The 21,873-nt window shown below is 70.2% G+C and carries 18 protein-coding genes, 3 tRNA genes and 1 pseudogene; 10 read left to right on the forward strand and 12 right to left on the reverse strand.

Annotated elements, in window-relative coordinates:
• Positions 1-3: 3 nt before the first annotated feature.
• The 8 genes from ACQF4J_RS15290 to ACQF4J_RS15325 all read right to left on the reverse strand — a co-directional run bounded on the left by ACQF4J_RS15290 (position 4) and on the right by ACQF4J_RS15325 (position 4,402).
• Positions 4-76 (reverse strand) — tRNA-Glu (locus ACQF4J_RS15290).
• Positions 77-105: 29 nt separating this feature from the next.
• Positions 106-178: transfer RNA gene (locus tag ACQF4J_RS15295), tRNA-Glu, on the reverse strand.
• A 54-nt stretch (positions 179-232) separates the two neighbouring features.
• A tRNA-Gln gene (locus ACQF4J_RS15300) sits at positions 233-304 on the reverse strand.
• Between the two features lie 91 nt (positions 305-395).
• Positions 396-1,127: an HAD family hydrolase gene (locus tag ACQF4J_RS15305; RefSeq protein WP_427165816.1), complete on the reverse strand. Its 732-nt coding sequence runs from the start codon at positions 1,125-1,127 to the stop codon at positions 396-398.
• 44 nt (positions 1,128-1,171) lie between these two features.
• The gene (locus tag ACQF4J_RS15310; protein WP_351574253.1) at positions 1,172-1,675 is read right to left on the reverse strand and encodes a hypothetical protein; all 504 of its coding nucleotides are present in this window, start codon (positions 1,673-1,675) and stop codon (positions 1,172-1,174) included.
• 137 nt (positions 1,676-1,812) lie between these two features.
• Positions 1,813-3,297 carry a glutamate--tRNA ligase gene (gene gltX, locus ACQF4J_RS15315; protein WP_427165817.1) on the reverse strand — a complete coding sequence of 495 codons (1,485 nt, stop codon included), beginning with the start codon at positions 3,295-3,297 and terminating at the stop codon, positions 1,813-1,815.
• Positions 3,281-4,066, reverse strand: coding sequence for a fumarylacetoacetate hydrolase family protein (locus ACQF4J_RS15320; protein ID WP_351574259.1), 786 nt, complete (start codon positions 4,064-4,066; stop codon positions 3,281-3,283). The genes gltX and ACQF4J_RS15320 overlap by 17 nt, the downstream gene beginning before the upstream one ends.
• Before the next feature lie 147 nt (positions 4,067-4,213).
• Positions 4,214-4,402, reverse strand: a complete 189-nt coding sequence (locus ACQF4J_RS15325) for a hypothetical protein (RefSeq protein ID WP_351574262.1) — start codon at positions 4,400-4,402, stop codon at positions 4,214-4,216.
• A gap of 567 nt (positions 4,403-4,969) precedes the next feature.
• Between ACQF4J_RS15325 and ACQF4J_RS15330 the strand changes: the two genes are divergently transcribed.
• The 8 genes from ACQF4J_RS15330 to ACQF4J_RS15365 all read left to right on the forward strand — a co-directional run bounded on the left by ACQF4J_RS15330 (position 4,970) and on the right by ACQF4J_RS15365 (position 15,695).
• Positions 4,970-8,848, forward strand: a complete 3,879-nt coding sequence (locus ACQF4J_RS15330) for a sensor histidine kinase (protein WP_351574265.1) — start codon at positions 4,970-4,972, stop codon at positions 8,846-8,848.
• Positions 8,849-8,857: 9 nt separating this feature from the next.
• Positions 8,858-9,271, forward strand: a complete 414-nt coding sequence (locus ACQF4J_RS15335; protein ID WP_058928156.1) for a roadblock/LC7 domain-containing protein — start codon at positions 8,858-8,860, stop codon at positions 9,269-9,271.
• 111 nt (positions 9,272-9,382) lie between these two features.
• Positions 9,383-9,778: a DUF742 domain-containing protein gene (locus tag ACQF4J_RS15340; RefSeq protein WP_016432454.1), complete on the forward strand. Its 396-nt coding sequence runs from the start codon at positions 9,383-9,385 to the stop codon at positions 9,776-9,778.
• A complete protein-coding gene (locus ACQF4J_RS15345) occupies positions 9,759-10,334 on the forward strand; it encodes a GTP-binding protein (protein WP_058922977.1) in 576 nt (191 codons plus the stop codon). The genes ACQF4J_RS15340 and ACQF4J_RS15345 overlap by 20 nt, the downstream gene beginning before the upstream one ends.
• 387 nt (positions 10,335-10,721) lie before the next feature.
• A complete protein-coding gene (locus ACQF4J_RS15350; RefSeq protein ID WP_351574268.1) occupies positions 10,722-14,018 on the forward strand; it encodes a sensor histidine kinase in 3,297 nt (1,098 codons plus the stop codon).
• Between the two features lie 10 nt (positions 14,019-14,028).
• Positions 14,029-14,442 (forward strand): roadblock/LC7 domain-containing protein, encoded by a 414-nt coding sequence (locus ACQF4J_RS15355; RefSeq protein ID WP_004983065.1) that lies wholly within the window; start codon positions 14,029-14,031, stop codon positions 14,440-14,442.
• A 97-nt stretch (positions 14,443-14,539) separates the two neighbouring features.
• Positions 14,540-15,133 (forward strand): DUF742 domain-containing protein, encoded by a 594-nt coding sequence (locus ACQF4J_RS15360; protein WP_351802968.1) that lies wholly within the window; start codon positions 14,540-14,542, stop codon positions 15,131-15,133.
• The gene (locus ACQF4J_RS15365) at positions 15,114-15,695 is read left to right on the forward strand and encodes a GTP-binding protein (RefSeq protein WP_026248371.1); all 582 of its coding nucleotides are present in this window, start codon (positions 15,114-15,116) and stop codon (positions 15,693-15,695) included. The genes ACQF4J_RS15360 and ACQF4J_RS15365 overlap by 20 nt, the downstream gene beginning before the upstream one ends.
• Before the next feature lie 157 nt (positions 15,696-15,852).
• Here ACQF4J_RS15365 and ACQF4J_RS15370 read toward each other — a convergent pair whose 3' ends face one another.
• The 3 genes from ACQF4J_RS15370 to ACQF4J_RS15380 form a co-directional block, all read right to left on the reverse strand.
• Positions 15,853-16,044: an acyl-CoA carboxylase subunit epsilon gene (locus tag ACQF4J_RS15370; protein WP_351574272.1), complete on the reverse strand. Its 192-nt coding sequence runs from the start codon at positions 16,042-16,044 to the stop codon at positions 15,853-15,855.
• A gap of 57 nt (positions 16,045-16,101) precedes the next feature.
• Positions 16,102-17,697, reverse strand: a complete 1,596-nt coding sequence (locus ACQF4J_RS15375; RefSeq protein WP_351574275.1) for an acyl-CoA carboxylase subunit beta — start codon at positions 17,695-17,697, stop codon at positions 16,102-16,104.
• Between the two features lie 154 nt (positions 17,698-17,851).
• Positions 17,852-20,158 carry a polysaccharide lyase 8 family protein gene (locus ACQF4J_RS15380; protein WP_351574278.1) on the reverse strand — a complete coding sequence of 769 codons (2,307 nt, stop codon included), beginning with the start codon at positions 20,156-20,158 and terminating at the stop codon, positions 17,852-17,854.
• 156 nt (positions 20,159-20,314) lie between these two features.
• Between ACQF4J_RS15380 and ACQF4J_RS15385 the strand changes: the two genes are divergently transcribed.
• Entirely contained in the window at positions 20,315-20,866 is a 552-nt protein-coding gene (locus ACQF4J_RS15385; protein ID WP_351574280.1) for a YceI family protein, read from the forward strand.
• A gap of 93 nt (positions 20,867-20,959) precedes the next feature.
• Here ACQF4J_RS15385 and ACQF4J_RS15390 read toward each other — a convergent pair whose 3' ends face one another.
• Positions 20,960-21,544 carry a YdeI/OmpD-associated family protein gene (locus ACQF4J_RS15390; protein ID WP_427165818.1) on the reverse strand — a complete coding sequence of 195 codons (585 nt, stop codon included), beginning with the start codon at positions 21,542-21,544 and terminating at the stop codon, positions 20,960-20,962.
• Between the two features lie 70 nt (positions 21,545-21,614).
• On the opposite strand from ACQF4J_RS15390, the pseudogene ACQF4J_RS15395 reads away from it, so the two are divergent.
• A pseudogene (locus ACQF4J_RS15395) lies at positions 21,615-21,843 on the forward strand (hypothetical protein); the annotation flags it as partial.
• Positions 21,844-21,873: the final 30 nt, after the last annotated feature.

Below are 21,873 nucleotides of genomic sequence, written 5' to 3' on the forward strand. Positions count from 1 at the left end.
CAGTACCCCCGACCGGATTCGAACCGGCGCTACCGCCTTGAGAGGGCGGCGTGCTAGGCCGCTACACAACGGGGGCCCTAGCAGTCCCGAGTTGATCGGAACCAGTACCCCCGACCGGATTCGAACCGGCGCTACTGCCTTGAGAGGGCAGCGTGCTAGGCCGCTACACAACGGGGGCTTTGCGGATGGGATCCGCGGTGCGGATGCCGTGTTGGATCAAAGCATCCGCGAGCTGGCCTACCTGGACTCGAACCAAGACTAACTGAACCAGAATCAGTCGTGCTGCCAATTACACCATAGGCCACTGGAACGCAAGCCCCTGCGGGGATCTCGTTCTAGTTCGCTCCTCCGGTTTTTGGCCTTTCGGCCCGCTCCCCGGCGGCGCAGGAAGAACATTACCCGAAGGTGGACGGGGCTCCAAAACGGGTATCCGCGCCGAGGATCGCGGGGAGTTCGGCGAGGGAGGCGATCCGGTGGGGCCCGAAGGGGGCGGTACCGCCGGTGTACACGCCGCTGCGGTCGATCCACACCGACAGCAGTCCGGCGTCGGCGGCGCCCCGCCCGTCGATCTCCGGGTGGTCGCCGACGTACGCCACCTCGTGCGGGGCGAGGTCCAGGGCCTCGCAGGCCGCGAGGAAGGCGCCGGCCTGGGGCTTGGAGACGCCGAGTTCCGCGGCGCACAGTATGGTCTCGAAGCGGTGGTGCACCCCGAGGGTGCGGAGCTTGTGGTCCTGGACGGTGAGGCTGGAGTTGGACAGCACGGCGTGCCGGTGGCTGGCGGCGAGGGCGTCCAGGACGGGCACGACGTCCGGGAAGAGCGCCCAGGCGGCCTCGTAGTGCGTCAGGTACCGCCGGAACCAGGCGTCGGCCTCGGCGGCGGCCAGGGGTGTGCCAAGGAACACGCGGATGCGCTCGCGGCGCTGCTCCTCGAAGGACAGCTCCCCCGCCGAGAACCGCGCCCACTGCCGGTCGGTGATCTCCCGCCAGCGCGCGAGGGCCTGCTCCGGGGTCTCGTCCCCGGTGAGCAGACCCTCGGCGGAGAGATGGGACCGCATGCCCTCGCGGTCCGCGGTGGTGTAGTCGAAGAGGGTGTCGTCGACGTCCCAGACCACGGCGCGAATGCTCATGATCCGACGGTAACCCGGAGGTCGGCGGCGCGTCCCCGGAACCGTCAGTCGTGGGCGCCGTACCAGTCGAATCGTGCCAGGGGAATCTGGTCCGTGACCTCGGCCGTGCTGCTGTAGATGGCGTCGCCGTTGTCGGAGGTGCGCAGTTGATGCGCCCAGGTGTTCATGATGCGGTGGCCGTCGGCGTTCCAGAACTGCTGACCGCTGCCGCCGCAGGGGCTCGTCCAGACGGCGTTGTTCTGGCTCTTCCAGTCCGTGGTGAGGCAGTCGCCGTTGGCGTTGCTCACCAGCCGGCGAAAGGTGTAGCCGAAGGCGGTGGTGGTCGTCGCGCCCCAGTGCCAGTTGCGGGTGACGAGCGAGTCGTCGCAGGTGCCCGACCAGACGTTGGCGGTGGTGGGCGACGCCACCAGGCAGTTGCCCTCGTAGTCGTTCGTGTACGTCCAGTTGGTCTGGGCCGACGCCGGGGTCAGGGTGCCGGCGGCCGCGAGAAGCACGGCGGCGAGGCCCACCGGGGTGCTCAGTCTCAGTGACGTTCTCCAGGATGGCATGATCATGAGCATCGGGACGGCCCGCGACGCCCGGGCCAACCGATCATGAACACGTCCTGTCGATCAGGGCAAGCAGGCACGGACGAAAGCGGAAGGGCGGCAGCCGGATCGGCCGCCGCCCTGTCCGCGTGCGTGCGCTACGCCGTCAGCTTCGCCAGTGCCGCGTCGATCCGGGCCAGGGTGCGGTCCTTGCCCAGCACTTCCAGGGACTCGAAGAGGGGCAGGCCGACCGTGCGGCCGGTGACGGCGACACGGACCGGGGCCTGGGCCTTGCCGAGCTTGAGGCCGTGGGCCTCGCCGGCGGCCAGGACGGCCTCCTTCAGGGACTCCGCGGAGGTCCAGTCGGCCGACTCCAGCTTCTCGCGGGCGGTGCGGAGCAGGGCGTCGCTGCCCTCCTTCATCGCCTTGGCCCAGGAGGCCTCGTCGGACACCGGCTCCGGCAGGAACAGGAAGTCGACGTTGTCGGTGATCTCCGACAGGACCTTCAGACGGGTCTGCGCGTGCGGGGCGATCGCCTGCCACTTCGCCTCGTCGAAGTCCTCCGGCGCCCAGGGGGCGAAGGGGGCGCGCAGCCAGGGGGCGCAGCGCTCGGTGAAGTCCTTCACGTCGAGCAGCCGGATGTGGTCGGCGTTGATCGCCTCGCACTTCTTCAGGTCGAAGCGCGCCGGGTTGGGGTTGACGTCCGCGATGTCGAAGGCCGCGACCATCTCCTCGACGGAGAAGATGTCCTGGTCCGCCGAGAGCGACCAGCCCAGCAGCGAGAGGTAGTTGAGCAGGCCCTCGGGGAGGAAGCCGCGCTCCCGGTAGAGGTTCAGCGACGACTGCGGGTCGCGCTTCGACAGCTTCTTGTTGCCCTCGCCCATGACGTAGGGCAGGTGGCCGAAGTGCGGGGTCTGCTTGGCGATGCCCAGTTCGGTGAGCGCCTTGTACAGGGCGATCTGGCGGGGGGTGGAGGAGAGCAGGTCCTCGCCGCGCAGGACGTGGGTGATCTCCATCAGGGCGTCGTCGACCGGGTTGACCAGCGTGTACAGCGGGGCGCCGTTGGCTCGCACGATCCCGTAGTCCGGGACGTTCTCCGGCGTGAACGTCAGCTCGCCGCGGACCAGGTCCGTGAAGGTGATCGTCTCGTCGGGCATGCGGAAGCGGACGATCGGGGCGCGGCCCTGGGCCCTGTACGCCTCCACCTGCGCCTCGGTGAGGTCGCGGCAGTGGCCGTCGTAGCCGGACGGCTTGCCGGCGGCGCGGGCGGCCTCGCGGCGGGTGTCCAGCTCCTCCTGGGAGCAGTAGCAGTGGTAGGCGTGGCCCGCGTCCAGCAGCTTCCGCGCGACGTCCGCGTAGATGTCCATGCGCTGCGACTGGCGGTACGGCGCGTGCGGGCCGCCGATCTCGGGACCCTCGTCCCAGTCGAAGCCCAGCCAGCGCATCGCGTCGAGGAGCTGGTTGTAGGACTCCTCGGAGTCGCGGGCCGCGTCGGTGTCCTCGATGCGGAAGACCAGAGTGCCCTGGTGGTGCCGGGCGAAGGCCCAGTTGAACAGGGCGGTGCGGACCAGGCCCACGTGGGGGTTACCGGTGGGCGAGGGACAGAAACGTACGCGGACGGGTGCGCTAGCCACGCTTGACAACCTTGTTGGTGAGAGTGCCGATGCCTTCGATGGTGACGGCGACCTCGTCGCCGACGGTGAGCGGTCCGACGCCTGCCGGGGTGCCCGTGAGGATCACGTCGCCGGGGAGCAGCGTCATGGCCTCGGTGATGTTGACGATCAGGTCCTCGATCGAGTGGATCATCTCGCTGGTGCGACCGAGCTGGCGTTGCTCGCCGTTGACCGTGAGCTGGACGGTCAGGTCCGAGGCCGTCTTGAGGTCCAGGCCGGTCTCCACCCAGGGGCCGAGCGGGCAGGAGGTGTCGAAGCCCTTGGCCCGGGCCCACTGCTTCTCGCGCTTCTGCACGTCACGGGCGGTGACGTCGTTCGCGCAGGTGTAGCCGAAGATCACGTCCGCGACCCGCTCGCGCGGGACCTCGCGGCACATGCGGCCGATGACCACGGCGAGTTCGGCCTCGTGGTGCAGGTCCTCGGTGAAGGACGGGTAGCGGATCTCGTCGCCGGGCCCGATCACGGAGGTGGAGGGCTTGAAGAAGGCGAACGGGGCGTCGGGCACCTCGTTGCCCAGCTCGCGGGCGTGCTCCGCGTAGTTGCGGCCGAAGGCCACGACCTTGTTGGGGAGCACCGGCGGCAGCAGCCTGACCTTGCTCAGCGGGACCTTCGTACCGGAGAGCTCGAAGTCCGCGAACGGGATGCCCTTGATGATGTCGAGGACGAGCTCGTCCGGCTTGTCGCCCTCGACCGCGCCGAAGGCGACGTTCCCGTCGATGGAGAATCTGGCGATGCGCACGGGATCCTTGCGCCCCTCACTTGGCCGGCTGGAGTCTGACGCTCCAGGCTAACGCGGCAGGGGGGCGCCGACTTGCGCATTACCGCGCGGGGCGCCTCGAAGGATCTTCCGCCGGGCGGGCTGAATGATCAGCCGCCGGCGTGCGTACTACTCGGCGACGGAGGCCGCGACGGGGACCTCCACGAGGACGGTGCGCTTGGGGTTGGCGGTCTGGGTGGGAAGATCGAGGGAGTGCTCCGGCTGCTCCGGGGTCTGCAGTTCGCCGGAGTCCTCGAGGTGGGCCAGCGTCGTGCGCCGCGGGTTGGCTATGTTGCGGAACATCATCGTCGTCTTCACGGTTGTACTCGACCCTGTCGTCCGTCGGGGGTTGGCAGTTGCCTACGTCTTGTAAAGCGCCAGGCTAAACATCGGATTCCCCGGCGAAGTCGTGAAGACCCCATGATCAGCATGTGAGTTTGCTCACGACCGCACGGACAAACCGGTCAATCCCGACCCCCAACCCATCCCAGCGAAACGGACATTGGCCCCCTGAAGCCATCATTCCGCTCCTGATCATGGCGACTGGGACAGCGTCCGATCCCGTGGAACTCGCGGGCATACGCCCCTTATGCGGGATTTATCCTTCTACGGCAGGTGACTCGGCACTCACATGCTGTCACGTAGGTCACGGCATGGCCCATGAGCCTTGTTGGAGATCCTGCACTGTGCTGGAATGCCACGGACCGCCGCAGGATCGAGCCGGCGCACAGGGGGCGCTACGAGCGCTGGGTGGCGGCGAGAAGGGGGAGCCAGCGCCGGTCACTCACGACCACCAGGGGGCGCGTTCAGGGCGCCTTCGAAAACGCCGACACCGTGTCTTTCCGTTCACGCGGAGGGGCGCCTGGTCCAGAGGTTGCGACGCTAGTGCAGGGACGTTTCAAGAGGGATGGCAGTGCTTCGGCGGAGCCGGAGCCGCACGGCGGGACTGGCCCCAATGCCGGCAGTCCCTCCCCCCAGCACGCCCAGAACCCGGGCCCGGCAGCGTCCGGCGACGGCGGTGAGCGCTCCGGGCGCCCCGGCGCGTCGGCATCCGCCGGGTCGCCGAGCCCCGCGGCTCCGCCGATCAAGCCGGTCCAGGGCCCGAGCGGCCCGGGGTCGCGAATAGCGCTGCGCAACTGGCGTATCTCCACGCGCCTTGTCTCGCTGCTCGCCCTCCCCGTGGTCGCGGCCACCTCGCTGGGCGCGCTGCGCATCAGCGACAACATGGACGACATCCAGCAGCTCGACAACATGCGGCTGCTGACGGAGATGACCAAGCAGGCCACCGAGCTCGCGGCCGCGCTGCAGGACGAGCGCGACCAGTCCGCCGGTCCGCTGGCGCACGGCTCGAAGGCCAGCGACTACACGGTCAAGGGCTACCGGGACAAGACGGACCGGGCCAAGCAGAACTTCATCGACGCCGCCGAGGAGATCGACACCTCCAACAAGGACGGCTCGCTCCTCGGTGTGCGCGAGAGCCTCGTCGGTGTGGTCGGCGACCTCGAGACGCTGTCGAAGATCCGCTCCACGGCGTACGAGGCCAGGCTCAACTCCTCGCAGACGGTCGAGGCCTACCACCGCCTGATCACGCACCTGCTGGACCTCTCCCAGGACATGGCGGAGGCCACCAGCAACCCCGAGATGATCCAGCGCACGCGCTCCCTGGCCGCCTTCTCCTCGGCCAAGGAGTACGCGTCGATGCAGCGCGCCGTCCTCGCGGCGGCGCTGCCCGCGAGCAACACCACGGTCGGCCGGCTCTCCGAGAACGACCGGCTCTACGCCCAGTCGGCACTGGAGAGCCAGAAGTCCGACCTGCGCAGCTTCCGGAGCATCTACGGCTCCGACAACGCGACCTCCCTCCTCAAGCCCATCGAGGAGAACAACGCCACCATCAAGGCGTCCGACACCTACGCCAGCCGTGCGCTGGCCGCGCAGAACGGCCTGGACGACCTGCAGAAGCGGTCGTACCAGGACTGGGTGGACGACAGCTCGACCAAGATCGAGCAGATGAAGAAGATCGAGCACTCGCTGCTCGAGAACATGGAGCAGAAGGCCCGCGAGCTGCGGAACTCCTCGGAGCAGGAAGCGATCATCTCCGGTGCGCTGATCCTGCTCGTGCTCGGTGTCTCGCTGGTCGGCGCCTTCGTCATCGCCCGGTCCATGATCCGCTCGCTGCGCCGCCTGCAGGAGACCGCCAACAAGGTCGCCCAGGACCGTCTGCCCGAGCTGGTCGCGCAGCTGTCGGAGTCGGACCCGCAGGACGTCGACACCTCCGTCGAGTCGGTCGGTGTGCACTCGCGGGACGAGATCGGCCAGGTGGCCGCGGCCTTCGACGACGTGCACCGCGAGGCGGTCCGCCTCGCCGCCGAGCAGGCCCTGCTGCGGGGCAACGTCAACGCGATGTTCACCAACCTCTCGCGCCGCTCGCAGGGTCTCATCCAGCGTCAGCTCTCGCTCATCTCCGAGCTGGAGTCCCGCGAGGCCGACCCGGACCAGCTGTCCTCGCTGTTCAAGCTCGACCACCTCGCGACGCGTATGCGCCGTAACGGTGAGAACCTCCTCGTCCTCGCGGGTGAGGAGCCCGGCCGCCGCTGGACCCGCCCGGTCCCGCTGGTCGACGTGCTCCGCGCCGCCGCATCCGAGGTGGAGCAGTACGAGCGCATCGAGCTGGCCGCCGTGCCGACCACCGAAGTGGCCGGCCGCGTGGTCAACGACCTCGTGCACCTGCTCGCCGAGCTGCTGGAGAACGCGACCTCCTTCTCCTCGCCGCAGACCAAGGTCAAGGTCACCGGTCACGCGCTGCCCGACGGCCGCGTGCTGATCGAGATCCACGACACCGGTATCGGCCTCTCCCCCGAGGACCTCGCGGCGATCAACGAGCGGCTCGCCTCGCCGCCCACCGTGGACGTCTCCGTCTCCCGCCGCATGGGTCTGTTCGTGGTCGGCCGGCTGTCCCAGCGCCACGGCATCCGCATCCAGCTGCGTCCGTCCGACTCCGGTGGTACGACCGCGCTGGTCATGCTGCCCGTCGACGTCGCCCAGGGCGGCAAGAAGCCGCAGGGCAAGCCCGGTCAGAACGCCGGTGCCGTCGGCGGTCCGGCCGCCGCGCAGGCCGCCGCCGGTGCGGCCGCGGCCCGCCGCCAGGCGGCCGGTGCGGGCGCCCAGGGCGGTCCCGCCCTCGGCGGGGCTCCGGGTGCCGGGGCTCCGGGCGGTGCGCTCGGTGCCGGTGCGCCCGGTGGCGGTCGGCTCGGGGCCGGTCAGGGGCCGCGGGCCGCACTGCCGGGCACCGGCCAGGGCGGCAACGGCCGTTCCGGTGCGCCGGGTGGCGCGCGCGGACCGCAGGCTCCGAACGCTCCGCAGCAGGGCCGGCCGGCCCCCGCGGGCGCCGGTGCGGGGTTCGGTCAGGCGCCGGGTGCGCCGCAGGGCATGCAGGCCGCGGGTGCGGCCCAGGACAGCTTCGGCGGCGCTCGTGGCGCCGTACCGCCGCAGTCCCAGGCTCCCGCCGAGAACGAGGGCCGCGGCCGTCGTGGCCGTCGGCCGCAGCTGCCGGGCCGTGGCGGTCCGCGGGCCGAGCTGCCGGGCGGCGAGCAGCCGCGTACGCCGAGCTGGAGCGACGAGAACGCCCAGCCGCCGGTGCCGCGCGCCTCGCTGGACACCCCGCGCGGTCACGACGAGACCTCGCGGATGCCGCGCTTCGACGACCACCAGGGTCCGGGCGCCACGACGGAGATGCCGGCCATCGGGCGCGGCGACGACCGTCAGGGCCTCGGCCAGGCCGCCGATTTCGAGCGGCCCGCCTTCGGCAACGACCCGCAGAACACGGGCCAGTTCGCCCGTCCCGGCATGGACTCGCCGCACAACACCGGCGAGTTCGCCCGCCCGGGCATGGACTCCCCGCAGAACACCGGCCAGTTCGCCCGTCCCGGTGCGAACGGTTCGCAGAACACCGGTGAGTTCCCGCGTCAGGACTACGGCGTCCCGCAGAACGGCGGCGCGCAGGGCCCGGGCCAGTTCGTCCGGCCCGACGTCTTCGGCAGCCCGAACGGCCAGGGCGGCAACCCGCAGAACACCGGCCAGTACCCGAGCCCGTCGGCGTTCGACGTCGGCTCCACCGGCCAGTTCGCGGTGCCGGGCTACGACGGCGGCTCGACCGGGCAGCACTCCCTGCCGGGGCGTCAGAACCCGTCCGTCAACGGACAGTTCGAGCGCCCGCAGAACGGCGGCGCCGACTTCGGTGCCCCGCGCCAGTCCGTCCCGCCGCGTCCGCAGCGGCCCGTCCGGCAGGAGCCCGAGGCGCTGCCGCCGGCCACCGGTCCGGGCGACGGCCGTACGCCGCTGTACGACACGCTGGAGACCAACTGGTTCCACGGCGGTCAGGGCGGCGAAGGCCGGCCGGGCAACGGCAACAGTTCCGCCCCGGCCCAGCAGCAGCCACCGGCCGCTGCTCCTCAGCGTCCCGCGACCTCTTCCTGGCGCACCTCCCCGAACGACGACCTCGTCCGGCAGGCGGAGCGCGTACGGCAGCCGGCCGCGGGCGGCGTCACCACCTCCGGCCTGCCGCGCCGGGTGCCCCGGGCGAACCTCGTCCCGGGCACGGCTCAGCAGCAACAGCACCAAGCAGGTCCGCAGGTCTCGCGTGCGCCTGACGACGTACGCGGCCGGCTGACCAATCTCCGTCGGGGCATCGCACAGGGTCGACAGGCCGGTACCGGTACCGGCCAGACCGGCAGTTTCCCCAGCCCCACTCACCAGCAGGAGCGATAGTTGAGCCAGATGAGCCAGGCGGCACAAAACCTCAACTGGTTGATCACCAACTTCGTGGACAACACCCCCGGGGTGTCCCACACCGTCGTCGTATCGGCCGACGGACTCCTTCTGGCGATGTCCGAAGGCTTCCCGCGTGACCGCGCCGACCAGCTGGCGGCCGTCGCGTCCGGACTCACCTCGCTGACGGCCGGGGCCTCCCGGATCTTCGAGGGCGGTGCCGTGGCGCAGACGGTCGTCGAGATGGAGCGGGGTTTCCTCTTCCTGATGTCCGTCTCGGACGGCTCGTCCCTGGCCGTGCTCGCGCACCCCGAGTGCGACATCGGCCTGGTCGGCTACGAGATGGCGCTGCTGGTCGACCGCGCGGGCGCGGTCCTCACGCCCGACCTGCGCGCCGAACTCCAAGGCAGTCTGCTCCACTGACCCTCACCGGCACCACCTGTCTCACCAAACCACCGTCCGGCCGCCACAATCCCCCCACCGGCCCCGTCAGACGGCTTGCCCGACCGACTTGCTGTCCCGCCCGGAGGATTCATGACCCCGCCCACCGCCTCTCATGATCCGTACGCGGAGCCGTACGAGGATGAGGGCGACCAGCCGCTGGTACGTCCTTACGCGATGACCGGTGGCCGGACCCGGCCGCGCTATCAGCTCGCCATAGAGGCACTGATCAGCACCACGGCCGACCCGGCAGCACTCATGGGGCTGCTCCCGGAGCACCAGCGCATCTGCCACCTGTGCCGTGAGGTCAAGTCGGTGGCCGAGGTGTCGGCACTCCTCGCCATGCCCCTGGGTGTGGCCCGGATTCTCGTCGCGGACCTGGCCGAGGCCGGGCTCGTCGCCATCCACCAGCCGGGTGGCGACGAGACGACCGGTGCACCGGACGTGACCCTGCTCGAAAGGGTGCTCAGTGGACTTCGCAAGCTCTGACGGAGGTAGGGCGACCACCTCCGCGAAGATCGTCGTGGCGGGAGGGTTCGGCGTCGGCAAGACCACGTTCGTGGGTGCCGTCTCCGAGATCAACCCGCTGCGCACCGAGGCCGTCATGACGTCCGCCTCCGCGGGCATCGACGACCTCACCCACACCGGGGACAAGACCACCACCACGGTGGCCATGGACTTCGGACGTATCACGCTCGACCAGGACCTGATCCTGTATCTGTTCGGCACGCCCGGCCAGGACCGCTTCTGGTTCATGTGGGACGACCTGGTGCGTGGCGCGATCGGCGCGGTGGTGCTCGTGGACACCCGGCGCCTGGCCGACTGCTTCCCCGCGGTCGACTACTTCGAGAACAGCGGTCTGCCCTTCGTGGTCGCCCTCAACGGCTTCGACGGGCACCAGCCGTACGCCCCCGAGGAGGTTCGGGAAGCGCTGCAGATCGGCCCGGACACGCCGATCATCACGACGGACGCCCGCCACCGCGCGGATGCCAAGAGTGCGCTGATCACGCTGGTCGAGCACGCGCTCATGGCACGGCTGCGATAGCACCCAAATCAGCCATGTCGTACGGCAGTTGTCGTAGACGCATCGGAGCCGGCTGTGGCCTTTGACACGGTCGGCCCCGGTGTTCATAACGTTTCGGCAGAGGAATCGGGTGGTACGGCCACGGGTCGTTGCCAACTGGTGTCGCTGCGCACACAAAGGCCCCGTCTTTTGACGGGGCTCGCTCTTTATGACCGTTTTATCTGGGGCTTACATCACACGCAATCAGCGCTTTCCACTGTTTGGAAGAGCGCAGGCCGTCGTGCTGGAATGCCTGAACTGCCTAATAGTCAAAGACGTACTCCGTAGTACTGCGTACTCAATGACGTACTGGGCTCTGAGACACTGCGGCACGACGTTGGTGCCCGCCGCCGAGAGGTTGTTGGTCGAGTGAGGCGAAGCAAGAACGGTCCCGAGCCGTCGGCCCGGGGCAACTTCACCCCGCCGCCGCGCGGAGCGGCGCCCGTCCCTGTGCCCGTATCCGAGCCGACGGCCGCGCCCGCTTCGAGCGGCGGCCGTTTCTCCCCGCGCAACTGGCGGGTGCCCACCCGGCTGAACGCGATCCTGCTCATACCCGTGGCCGTCGGCCTGGTCATGGGCGGCTTCCAGGTGAAGAACTCGATCGACACCTGGCAGGACGCCCAGGACGCGGAGAACACCGCCCGCCTGGTCGCGGCCGCCCTCACCTACAGCAACGCGATCCTCGTCGAGCGTGACACCACCGCCGCGCCGCTGCTGAAGGGCAAGAGCCAGACCGCGGCCGACAAGGCCCTCGTCGCCAAGCTCCGCAAGCAGACCGACCAGGCCGCCGACGAATTCGACGCCGCCGCCCGCAACATGCCGGACCGGCCCAACCTGGTCCGCCGCCTGGAGCGCTTCCGCAAGGTGGAGCCGGAGCTCGCGACGATCCGGCAGAAGGCCTACACCTCCAAGTTCAAGGGGGTGGAGACCGAAGAGACCTACGTCGACATCGAGCACCCGCTGCTGGAGTTCTCCAACGAGCTCGGCCTCGGCACCGGCAACATCACCAGCTACGGCCGCTCTGTCTACGCCATCGCCCTCGCCAAGGGCGCGCTCTCGCTCGACCGCTCCATCGGTATGCACCTGCTGGTCAACCCGGGTCCCAAGGACACCGACCTGGCACGGCAGCGCACCGCCCTGACCTCGTACGCCTACCTGGAGGGCATCGCCCTGCAGGAGTACCAGGCCGGTGGCACCGACGAGGACCTCGCCAAGCTCAAGACGGCCGAGAACCAGATCAAGGTCGACGGCGCGGCGATGGCCAAGCAGGCCGCCGCGCAGGCGGCCGCCCAGAACGAGAAGTACGTGCCGCCGCCGGCCGACCCCACGGACATGATCGCGGGGATGTCCCAGCTCCAGACGACGGCTCCGGCCGCTCGTGAGGCGCTGGCCCAGGAGGGCATCAGCGCGCAGAACTGGTGGGGTGTCACCACCCTCAAGTTCGACGCGTACCGCAAGCTGGAGAAGGAGAAGGCCGACACCGCGGTGAGCGAGGCGTCGACCATCGCCGACAACGCCAAGCGGGACGCCCTGATCACCGGCGCCATCGTCATCGTCGCCCTGCTGCTCGCGTTCATCCTGGCCGGCGCCGTCGCCCGCCAGATGTCCCGCTCGATGCGCCAGCTGCGCAACGCCGCCTTCGGCATCGCCGAGCAGCGCCTGCCGATGCTGGTCGACCAGCTCTCGCGCACCGACCCCGGCCGGGTCGACACCCGGGTCGCCCCGATCCCGATCCACACCAAGGACGAGATCGGCGAGGTCGCCCGCGCCTTCGACCAGGTCCACCGCGAGGCCGTCCGGCTCGCCTCCGAGCAGGCCCTGCTCCGCGGCAACATCAACGCGATCTTCACCAACCTGTCCCGGCGCAACCAGTCGCTGATCGAGGGCCAGCTGACCCTGATCACCGACCTGGAGAACAACGAGGCCGACCCGGACCAGCTGGAGAACCTCTTCCGCCTGGACCACCTCGCGACCCGTATGCGCCGCAACGGCGAGAACCTCCTGGTCCTCGCCGGCGAGGAGCCCGGCCGCCGCTGGGACCAGCCGGTCCCGCTGGTCGACGTGCTGCGCGCCGCCTCCTCCGAGGTGGAGCAGTACGAGCGCATCGAGCTGTCGGGCGTCCCGGAGGCCGAGATCCACGGCCGTGCCGTGACCGACCTCGTGCACCTGCTCGCCGAGCTGCTGGAGAACGCCACCACGTTCTCCTCCCCGCAGACCAAGGTCCGCGTCACCGCGACCCGTCTCCCCGACGGCCGCGTCATGATCGAGATCCACGACAAGGGCATCGGCCTGACGGCCGAGGACTTCGCGGACATCAACCACAAGCTGGCCAACCCGCCGACCGTGGACGCCGCGATCTCCCAGCGCATGGGCCTGTTCGTGGTCGGCCGCCTGTCCGACCGGCACGGCATCCGCGTCCAGCTGCGCCCCTCCGGCGAGCAGGCGGGCACCACCTCGCTGGTCATGCTGCCGGACGCGATCACCCACGGCGGTGGCGGCGAGCAGCAGATGCAGCGCGACGAGTTCACCGTCTCGCAGATCATCCCGGAGCAGAACTTCCAGGGTGAGGACTTCAGCCAGCCGATGCGTACGGCCGCGGAGCTCGGCTTCGACGACACCCGCTACTCCGAGGTCCCGGACGACATCCGCGAGCTCGACCCGGTCGGCCGCTCGCTGATGCGCGAGGAGCGCCGTGCGGCCCTGGAGGCCCAGCAGTCGCCGGACCCGCAGGCGCAGGAGCCGGCCGCCGAGACCTCGTCGTACGCGGACGCCTTCGACGCGCAGCCGGCCTACGACAACGGCTTCCCCGAGCAGCAGACCGGTTCGTTCGACCCCCGCCCGGCGTACGAGGAGCAGCAGCAGAACCCGTACGAGGAGCAGGCGCGTCCGGCATACGAGGAGACGGCCCAGCAGCCGTCGTACCAGGACCCGTACTTCGCGCAGAACGGCTCCCTGCCGCAGAACGACACCTTCTCGTCGAACGGCGGCTACCCCGAGCCCGGCTATTCGGAGCCGGCGCAGGAGGAGCCCTCGGTCGCCCACGCCGCCGCCCCGGAGACCTACTCGGCCTTCGAGCAGCGTCGCTACCAGGACGACTGGCCGCAGCAGGACGGCTACCAGAACGGCTACCCGGACCAGTACGCTCCGGAAGCGGAACCTGCGCAGGCCGCTGACGTGAGTGAGCGCGACCGCGTAGGCTTCGACCGTCCGGGACCGGCTTCTTCCGTCGCCCACCAGCTGACCGACGCCGGCCTGCCCCGCCGCGGATCCTTCGCGAGCGGTACGAACGGCTCGAACGGCACGCGGCACGCGCACCAGGAAGCGTCGGCCCCGGCATCGGCTCCGGCTTCGGCTTCGGAGAGCAACGGCTCCGGCGACTGGCGCTCGGCGAACGACCAGCGCTGGCAGCAGGCTTCGCAGCTGAAGAAGCCCAAGGCGGGCGGGGTCACCTCCTCCGGCCTGCCGCGGCGGATACCGAAGGCCAACCTGGTCGACGGGGCCGCCGAACCCACCCCCCAGGGAGGCCCACAGGTCTCCCGAGCCCCGGAGGACGTCCGGGGACGACTGAGCAACCTGCGGCGCGGTGTCCAGCGGGCCCGCACCGCAGGCGGAGAAACGAACGGCCAGGGCTTCGGTCCTGACAGCACCTACAACCAGGAGCGTTAGTGTGAGCCCGATGAGCCAGGCGGCACAGAACCTGAACTGGTTGATCACCAACTTCGTGGACAACACCCCGGGGGTGTCCCACACGGTGGTGGTCTCCGCCGACGGACTCCTTCTGGCGATGTCCGAAGGGTTTCCGCGCGACCGCGCCGACCAGCTGGCGGCCGTCGCCTCCGGTCTGACCTCGCTGACCGCCGGTGCCTCGCGGATCTTCGAGGGCGGCAGCGTGAACCAGACGGTTGTGGAGATGGAGCGGGGATTCCTGTTCATCATGTCCATCTCCGACGGTTCCTCGCTCGCGGTACTCGCACATCCTGAGGCGGACATCGGCCTCATCGGGTACGAGATGGCCCTTCTGGTGGACCGTGCCGGTACGGTCCTGACACCCGATCTGCGGGCCGAGCTCCAGGGCAGCCTGCTCAACTGACAGACGGACGGTGCGTTTTGACGTCCCGGGGCCGTAAGGTTTCGGGACGCGGCTCCACAGCGATGGGTGCCCGGCACGGTCGGAGGAGGAGAAGAGAGTGGCAACACCACCAGGCGGTTCGAATACGGGCAACTGGTCGTACGGCCCTGCCCAGGGCCAGGGCGACGGTTCCCAGAACCCGAACCGTTACAACTTCCCCTCCGCCCCGAACCAGCGGCGTCACCAGCCGTACGCGCCCCAGGGCCCCCAGGGTCCCGGGTCGTCGCCGTACGACCAGCCGCCCGCTCCCCGCATCCAGCCCGTGCAGCCGCATCGACGCTCCCCCGAGCCGGCGCCCGCGGGTGCGTCGAACAACCCCCTGGTGCGTCCGTACGCCATGACCGGCGGCCGGACGCGCCCGCGCTACCAGCTCGCCATCGAGGCGCTGGTGCACACCACCGCGCAGCCGCACCAGATGCAGGGCCAGTTGCCCGAGCATCAGCGGATCTGCAACCTCTGCCGGGAGATCAAGTCGGTGGCCGAGATCTCGGCCCTGCTCACGATTCCTCTCGGCGTGGCCAGGATCCTCGTCGCCGACTTGGCGGAGGCAGGACTGGTCGCCATTCATCAGCCCGGCGGCGACGAGAACGCCGGCGGCCAGCCAGACGTGACACTGCTCGAAAGGGTGCTCAGTGGACTTCGCAAGCTCTAGCGGCGGTCCTTCCCGCTCCACCACCTCGGCGAAGATCGTGGTGGCGGGTGGCTTCGGCGTGGGCAAGACCACGTTCGTCGGGGCCGTTTCGGAGATCAACCCGCTGCGCACAGAGGCCGTCATGACGTCCGCTTCGGCAGGCATCGACGACCTCACCCACACCGGAGACAAGACGACCACCACGGTCGCCATGGACTTCGGCCGCATCACCCTGGACCAGGACCTGATCCTGTACCTCTTCGGTACGCCGGGCCAGGACCGCTTCTGGTTCATGTGGGACGACCTGGTCCGCGGCGCCATCGGTGCCATCGTGCTGGTCGACACCCGGCGCCTGGCCGACTGCTTCCCGGCGGTCGACTACTTCGAGAACTCGGGTCTCCCGTTCGTCATCGCCCTGAACGGCTTCGACGGCAACCAGCCGTACAACCCCGACGAGGTCCGCGAGGCCCTGCAGATCGGTCCCGACACCCCGATCATCACGACGGACGCGCGGCACCGCGCGGACGCGAAGTCGGCGCTGATCACTCTCGTCGAGCACGCGCTGATGGCTCGCCTGCGGTAAGTGGTCTGTGCGGCCACCGGGCTGCCTCGGATGGTTCGATGCCGTCTGCGGGTGCTCGGTGGCCGTTCGCGCAGTTCCCCGCGCCCCTGCGCCCCCGCGCATGACTGAGGGCCCCTCCAGATGGAGGGGCCCTCAGTCATGCGTTACCGAACTGCGCTCAGCGCCAGCTGTGCGGGGCGCGGAAGCCGTTCTCGCGTTCCAGGCGGCGCCAGCCGGCCTTCGGGCGGCCGCGGTGGGCCGGCTCGGTGGCGGGCTGGGCGGCCGCGCGGGCGAGGAGGACGGCCGTGATGGCGGCGACTTCCTCGGGGTCGGCGTGGCCCTTCTCGACGCGGATGTCAGGGAGGTTCATGGGTGTCAGTCTCCGTGAGAGAGGTTTCCGCGAGGGTGTCGCGGAGGGTCCGCTGGGTTACTGCGGGGGGTTGCCGTGCTTGCGGGAGGGCAGGTCGGCGTGCTTGGTCTGCAGCATCGCGAGCGAGCGGATGAGGATCTCGCGGGTCTCGGTCGGGTCGATGACGTCGTCGACCAGGCCGCGCTCGGCGGCGTAGTAGGGGTGCATCAGCTCGGACTTGTACTCCTTGACCATGCGGGCCCGCATGGCCTCGGGGTCCTCGGCCTCGGCGATCTGGCGGCGGAAGATGACGTTGGCGGCGCCTTCCGCTCCCATCACGGCGATCTCGTTGGTGGGCCAGGCGTACGTGAGGTCGGCACCGATGGACTGGCTGTCCATGACGATGTACGCACCTCCGTAGGCCTTGCGCAGGATCAGCGAGATCCGCGGGACGGTCGCGTTGCAGTAGGCGTACAGCAGCTTGGCGCCGTGGCGGATGATGCCGCCGTGCTCCTGGTCGACACCGGGGAGGAACCCGGGGACGTCCAGGAAAGTGACGATCGGGATGTTGAAAGCGTCACACATCTGGACAAAGCGCGCAGCTTTTTCACTCGCCTCGATGTCCAGGACGCCGGCGAGGGACTGCGGCTGGTTGGCGACGATGCCGACGACCTGCCCGTCGAGGCGGCCCAGCGCGCAGATGATGTTCCGCGCCCAGCGCTCGTGGACCTCGAGGTACTCGCCGTCGTCGACGATCTCCTCGATGACCTTGGCCATGTCGTACGGCCGGTTGCCGTCCGCCGGGACCAGGTCGAGGAGCACGTCGCTGCGGCGGTCCACGGCGTCCGAGCTCTCCACGCGCGGCGGGTTCTCGCGGTTGTTCTGCGGCAGCAGGGAGAGCAGGTAGCGGACCTCCGCGATGCAGGTCTCCTCGTCGTCGTAGGCGAAGTGGCACACGCCGGAGGTCTCCGCGTGGACGTCCGCGCCGCCCAGCCCGTTCTGCGTGATCTCCTCACCGGTGACCGCCTTGACGACGTCCGGGCCGGTGATGAACATCTGCGAGGTCTCGCGGACCATGAAGACGAAGTCGGTCAGGGCGGGGCTGTAGGCCGCGCCGCCCGCGCACGGGCCCAGCATCACGGAGATCTGCGGGATGACGCCGGAAGCCCGGGTGTTGCGCTGGAAGATGCCGCCGTAGCCCGCGAGGGCCGAGACGCCCTCCTGGATCCGGGCGCCGGCGCCGTCGTTGAGGGAGACCAGCGGGGCACCGGCCGCGATGGCCATGTCCATGATCTTGTGGATCTTCGTGGCGTGGGCCTCGCCCAGCGCGCCGCCGAAGATGCGGAAGTCGTGGGCGTAGACGAAGACGGTACGGCCCTCGACCGTGCCCCAGCCGGTGATGACACCGTCGGTGTGCGGCTTCTTGGCCTCCAGGCCGAAGCCGGTGGCGCGGTGCCGGCGCAGCTGCTCGACCTCCTGGAAGGACCCGGCGTCCAGCAGCAGCTCGATGCGCTCCCGGGCGGTCAGCTTGCCCTTGGCGTGCTGCGCCTCGGTCGCCTTCTCGCTCGGTCCGGCCAGCGCCCGCGCACGGATCTCGTGCAGCTCGGCCACCCGTCCACGCGCGTCCGTCGGCTCACCCGTCGACTCACCCGGCGCCTCATCCAAAACGGTCATGTAGTGACCTTACGAAGGACACCGGGGAAAGCGAGCCGTCGACTCCGTACAGTCTCCGGCCCGTTTTCCTGGTAGCACTGAACAGAACCTGAGCCGCATGCAGCCGTTCCGACTGCTCAGAGGGCGTCGGGCTTGTAGGGGGCTTACAAAGCCGTCAGCCGAGAGTCAGCTCACATCGGTGCGTCGTACATGACACGCCTGGGGTAACGCGCAGGGTCGTACGGCGGCCCGTCGACAGTACCTGGACCGCATCGTCGGCCCGGATCACGCCGCGGACCGGATGATGCCAGATGATCTCCAGCGGTTCGCCCGTTCGGGGCGGCTCGCTCACGCAGATCGTGGCGGTGCGGCCCTGCCGGCGCACGAGGACGCTCGCGGGCGCGGAGGAGGTCAGGGGGCCGGCCGTGCCGGGCTGCCAGAAGTTGGCGGCCGTCACGCCGAGGGAGGGGAGGTGGACGGCCTGGCGGTCGGCGTCGTTGGCGAGGAGGGTCAGCCAGTGCCGCTGGGCGGCCCGGGCGGCGACCGTGTGCCGGGAGGCGCCGGGCATGAGGACGTAGAGGTAGGAGGCCTCCCGCGGGTCGGTGCCGTGGTCGAGCCAGAGGGTCTGCCAGCGGCGGGTGGCCCGCTCGTCCGTGCTGGTGGTGTTGATGTCGGACCAGGCGCCGGTGCGGTCCTCGCGCAGGGTGCGCAGGTGGCCTTGCGGGACGACCCAGCCGCCGTGCCCCTCCAGGTGGGCCCAGTCCGGCCCCCGTACGAACTTCTGTGTGCCGCCCTCCCCCAGGTTCCGGTTGTCGACGACCGTCTCCACCGGGACGCCGTCGGCGCAGCTGATGCCGGCCCCCAGGCAGATCACCGCGTCCGCCAGGCAGAACCACGACTTGTGGGCCCGCAGCGTCGAGCCGAGGCCCTCGAGATGCTGACCGACGGCCGCGTACTCGCCGTCGGTGGTGCCGCCCACCCAGCGGACGTCCGGCTTGGGGGCGCCCCACTCGCCGCCGGCGCGGTCGGGCAGGCGGAGGGTGGAGACGGTGGTGCCGGGCAGGCGGTAGGGGTCGACGGTGGGCCAGTACCAGTCGGTGTACTGGTCGGCGGGCCGTCCGGCGGCCCACCAGGAGAGCATTCCGGCGCCGGTGTGCCAGCCGCGCGGGTTCTCGCCGTTGCCGCATTCGTAGTAGGTGATGCGGTCGCTGCACATGGAGATGTTCGCGGTGAACGCGGGGCGGCGGTGGACGGCGCGGTCCATGGCCGGGAAGAGGCGGTGTCCCACGGGTTCAGGGGCGGCGGGGACCGGCGCGTCGGCGACCGCGTGCAGCCGGGCCAGGTCGGCCACCTCGAACTGAGGCGCCGTCAGGACCGGTGCCACCGTGTCCCGTTCGATCCAGCCCTTGACGTACGACGTCCAGCGGGCGCTCTCCGCCGCGCTCGCGCCGCCCGCCAGCAGGGCGATGGCGGCGATGAGGTTCTGTCCGTGGAAGTGGTCGCTGCGCATCACGTGCAGGTCGTCGCTCTTGAGGTAACCCCGGCTGATGGCACGGCCGTTGACGCTGTCCATCACCAACCCGTCGTGGACGAGCGGCGCGTAGGCGTGCTCGACGGCGTCGAGGACGATCTGCCGGTCGGGGTCGGTGACCTCCCAGGGGGACCCGGCCAGCAGGGTGAACAGGCGGCCCAGGCCGTCGAGCATGACCTGGCCGTAGGTCCCCGAGTAGGCGACCCAGGTGTGCTGGACGAAGGACCCGTCGGCGTAGAGCCCGTCGCCGTGGGTGACGTACGGGAAGACCGGGGAGAGGGCGTCCCGGGCGAGGGCGATCTTCGCGTCGGCGCGTCCGAGGATGCCGCGCAGGGCGACCGAGCGGCACAGGTCGACGCGGTTGGCGCCGGTGGAGGTGCCGGAGTAGTCGGTCAGCATCGCGTCGGGGACGAAGTGGTCCACGGCCGCGCAGGCGGCCTGCCGCCGGGCTTCGGAGAGGTGGTCGTAGAGGGCGGCGGTGATGTCCATCAGCAGCCGCGGGCTGCCGATCTGCCACTCCCACCAGTTGCCGTAGCGGGTGGTGGAGGGGTTGTAGACGGTGGCGGAGAGGTGGTCGAGGCCGCGCAGTACGTCCGCGAGGAGGCCCGGGTCGCCGGTGGAGCCGGTGCCCTGCTGGACGTAGGCCTGGGTCATCGTCCACAGGCGGCTGTAGCTCTGGGTGATGCCGGCGGGCGGGTCGTAGGGACAGCCGGGCCAGAGGGACGTGGGGGTGGGGGCCATGGCGGCCCGGAAGGCGCGGGCCAGTTCGCCGGTCCGGGCGAGGCGGGAGGCGTACGGCTCGGCGGCGGGGTCGTAGCCGGTGCCGAGGGCGATGTCGAGCCAGCGCAGGCGGAGGTCCTCGTACGGGTCGGGGGTCGTGGCGCGGGCGGGGGGCGCGGTCGTGGCAAGGAGGGCGGCGGCCAGCAGGACGGCGCGACGGGTGGGTCTCATGAGGCCTCTACGACGAGAGTTCATGCCCTGGGCATCTACCACCTTCCGGTCGTCTCGCCAACACTTCCCGGATGATGTTGAAACTTGAAGGGAATAGGTCTACCGTCATCCGTGTTGAGTAGTTCAACGTTCAACATCCTCTCGAAGGAGCACCTCATGAGCACCGACCTCACCACCCTGACCGGCGACTACACGATCGACGCGGCGCACTCCACGATCGGCTTCACCGTCCGGCACGCCATGGTCACCAACGTCAAGGGCAAGTTCGGCGACTTCAGCGGCTCGCTGCACCTGGACGGAAGCAACCCGTCGGCCTCGACCGCCTCCATCGACGTCAAGATGGAGAGCATCGACACCGGGTCGGCCGACCGTGACGGGCACCTGAGGAGCGCGGACTTCTTCAAGACCGAGGAGTTCCCGACCATGACCTTCCGCTCCACCAAGGCGGAATCCCTGGGCGGCGACGACTACCGCATCACCGGCGACCTGGAGATCCTGGGCACGACCCGGCCGATCACCATCGACCTGGAGTTCAACGGCGCCGCGAAGGACCCCTTCGGCAACGAGCGCGTCGGCTTCGAGGGCAAGGCGGAGATCAAGCGCTCCGAGTGGGGCCTGACCTGGAACGCCGCGCTGGAGACGGGCGGCGTGCTGGTCTCCGACAAGATCAAGCTGAACTTCGACATCTCGGCGATCCGCAACGCCTGACGCGTCGCCGCACCGTGCGGGGTCTTCCCCGCACGCGCACCCGAGAGCGCCCGCCGACCCGTGTCAGGGAGGCGGGCGCTCGGTCCGTTCCGGTCAGGTGCGCGCGGGCGGAGCCTCCCGGCCGAGCCGGGCGACGGCGGCCGCCAGCCTGGCCGCCCGTCCTTTCGGGGTACGGGCCGTGAGCAGCGCGAAGATCACCTGGTACCGGTCCGTCCGGCCGAGGCCGTCGAAGGCCGCCCGGGCCCGCGGGTCCCCCGCCAGCGCCGCCTCGAGGTCCTCGGGCACCTCGGCCTCCCGCTGCGAGGCGTACGCCGCCGCCCACCGCCCGTCGGCCCGGGCGGCCGCCACCTCGGCGAGCCCCGCCGGCCGCATCCGGCCGGCCTCGGTCAGCTCCGCCACGCGCCGCACGTTGACCATCGACCACAGGCTCCCCGGCCTGCGCGGGGTGATCTTCTGCAGGAAGTACGAGGCCTCGAGTGCCTTGCGCTGCCCGGTGATCCACCCGTGGCACAGGGCGACGTCGTTCACCTCCGCCCAGTTCACGGAGGCGATGCCCGAGCCCTTCTTGGCGACCTTCACCCACAGCCCGGCGTGCGGGGCGGGGTGGGCGGCCAGCCAGGCGTCGAGAGCGGCGGCGGAGGCGAAGGGGCGGGACGGCTCGTCGTTGCGCGGGGTCATGACGGCACCGTAGGAGCGAAGTAGGTCACATCTCGTCCTCCATCCGCACGGTTCCCGGGTGTCCCGCAGCCTGAACAGCGCTCCCCCCGGCATCAGCAGGCCCCCGCGGTTCGGCCGGACCCTAGCGGTCGACGGCTTGTCCTTCACGGTCGAGCCGGGCACGGTCACCGGCTTCGTCGGACCCAACGGCGCCGCCCTGCACCCCGCCCCACCGCGGCCGCGACCACCCCCGCCGGTTCGCCCACTCCCACGGTCTGCCCACCCGGCGCGTGGACGAGGTGCTGGAACAGGTCGGTATGGAGACGGGGCTGGTGGTGCCGCGGACCGGT

It is taken from the genome of Streptomyces sp. C1-1 (assembly GCF_050214755.1).
In the GTDB taxonomy this organism is placed as follows: Bacteria; Actinomycetota; Actinomycetes; order Streptomycetales; family Streptomycetaceae; genus Streptomyces.

Excerpts from the sequence above, each read along its gene's own strand:
- ACQF4J_RS15305 (WP_427165816.1), bottom strand. The coding sequence starts at position 1,127 with ATGAGCATTCGCGCCGTGGTCTGGGACGTCGACGACACCCTCTTCGAC.
- ACQF4J_RS15310 (WP_351574253.1), bottom strand. The coding sequence starts at position 1,675 with ATGCCATCCTGGAGAACGTCACTGAGACTGAGCACCCCGGTGGGCCTC.
- ACQF4J_RS15335 (WP_058928156.1), top strand. The coding sequence starts at position 8,858 with ATGAGCCAGGCGGCACAAAACCTCAACTGGTTGATCACCAACTTCGTG.
- ACQF4J_RS15340 (WP_016432454.1), top strand. The coding sequence starts at position 9,383 with ATGACCCCGCCCACCGCCTCTCATGATCCGTACGCGGAGCCGTACGAG.
- ACQF4J_RS15355 (WP_004983065.1), top strand. The coding sequence starts at position 14,029 with ATGAGCCAGGCGGCACAGAACCTGAACTGGTTGATCACCAACTTCGTG.
- ACQF4J_RS15370 (WP_351574272.1), bottom strand. The coding sequence starts at position 16,044 with ATGAACCTCCCTGACATCCGCGTCGAGAAGGGCCACGCCGACCCCGAG.
- ACQF4J_RS15375 (WP_351574275.1), bottom strand. The coding sequence starts at position 17,697 with ATGACCGTTTTGGATGAGGCGCCGGGTGAGTCGACGGGTGAGCCGACG.
- ACQF4J_RS15380 (WP_351574278.1), bottom strand. The coding sequence starts at position 20,158 with ATGAGACCCACCCGTCGCGCCGTCCTGCTGGCCGCCGCCCTCCTTGCC.
- ACQF4J_RS15385 (WP_351574280.1), top strand. The coding sequence starts at position 20,315 with ATGAGCACCGACCTCACCACCCTGACCGGCGACTACACGATCGACGCG.
- ACQF4J_RS15390 (WP_427165818.1), bottom strand. The coding sequence starts at position 21,544 with ATGACCCCGCGCAACGACGAGCCGTCCCGCCCCTTCGCCTCCGCCGCC.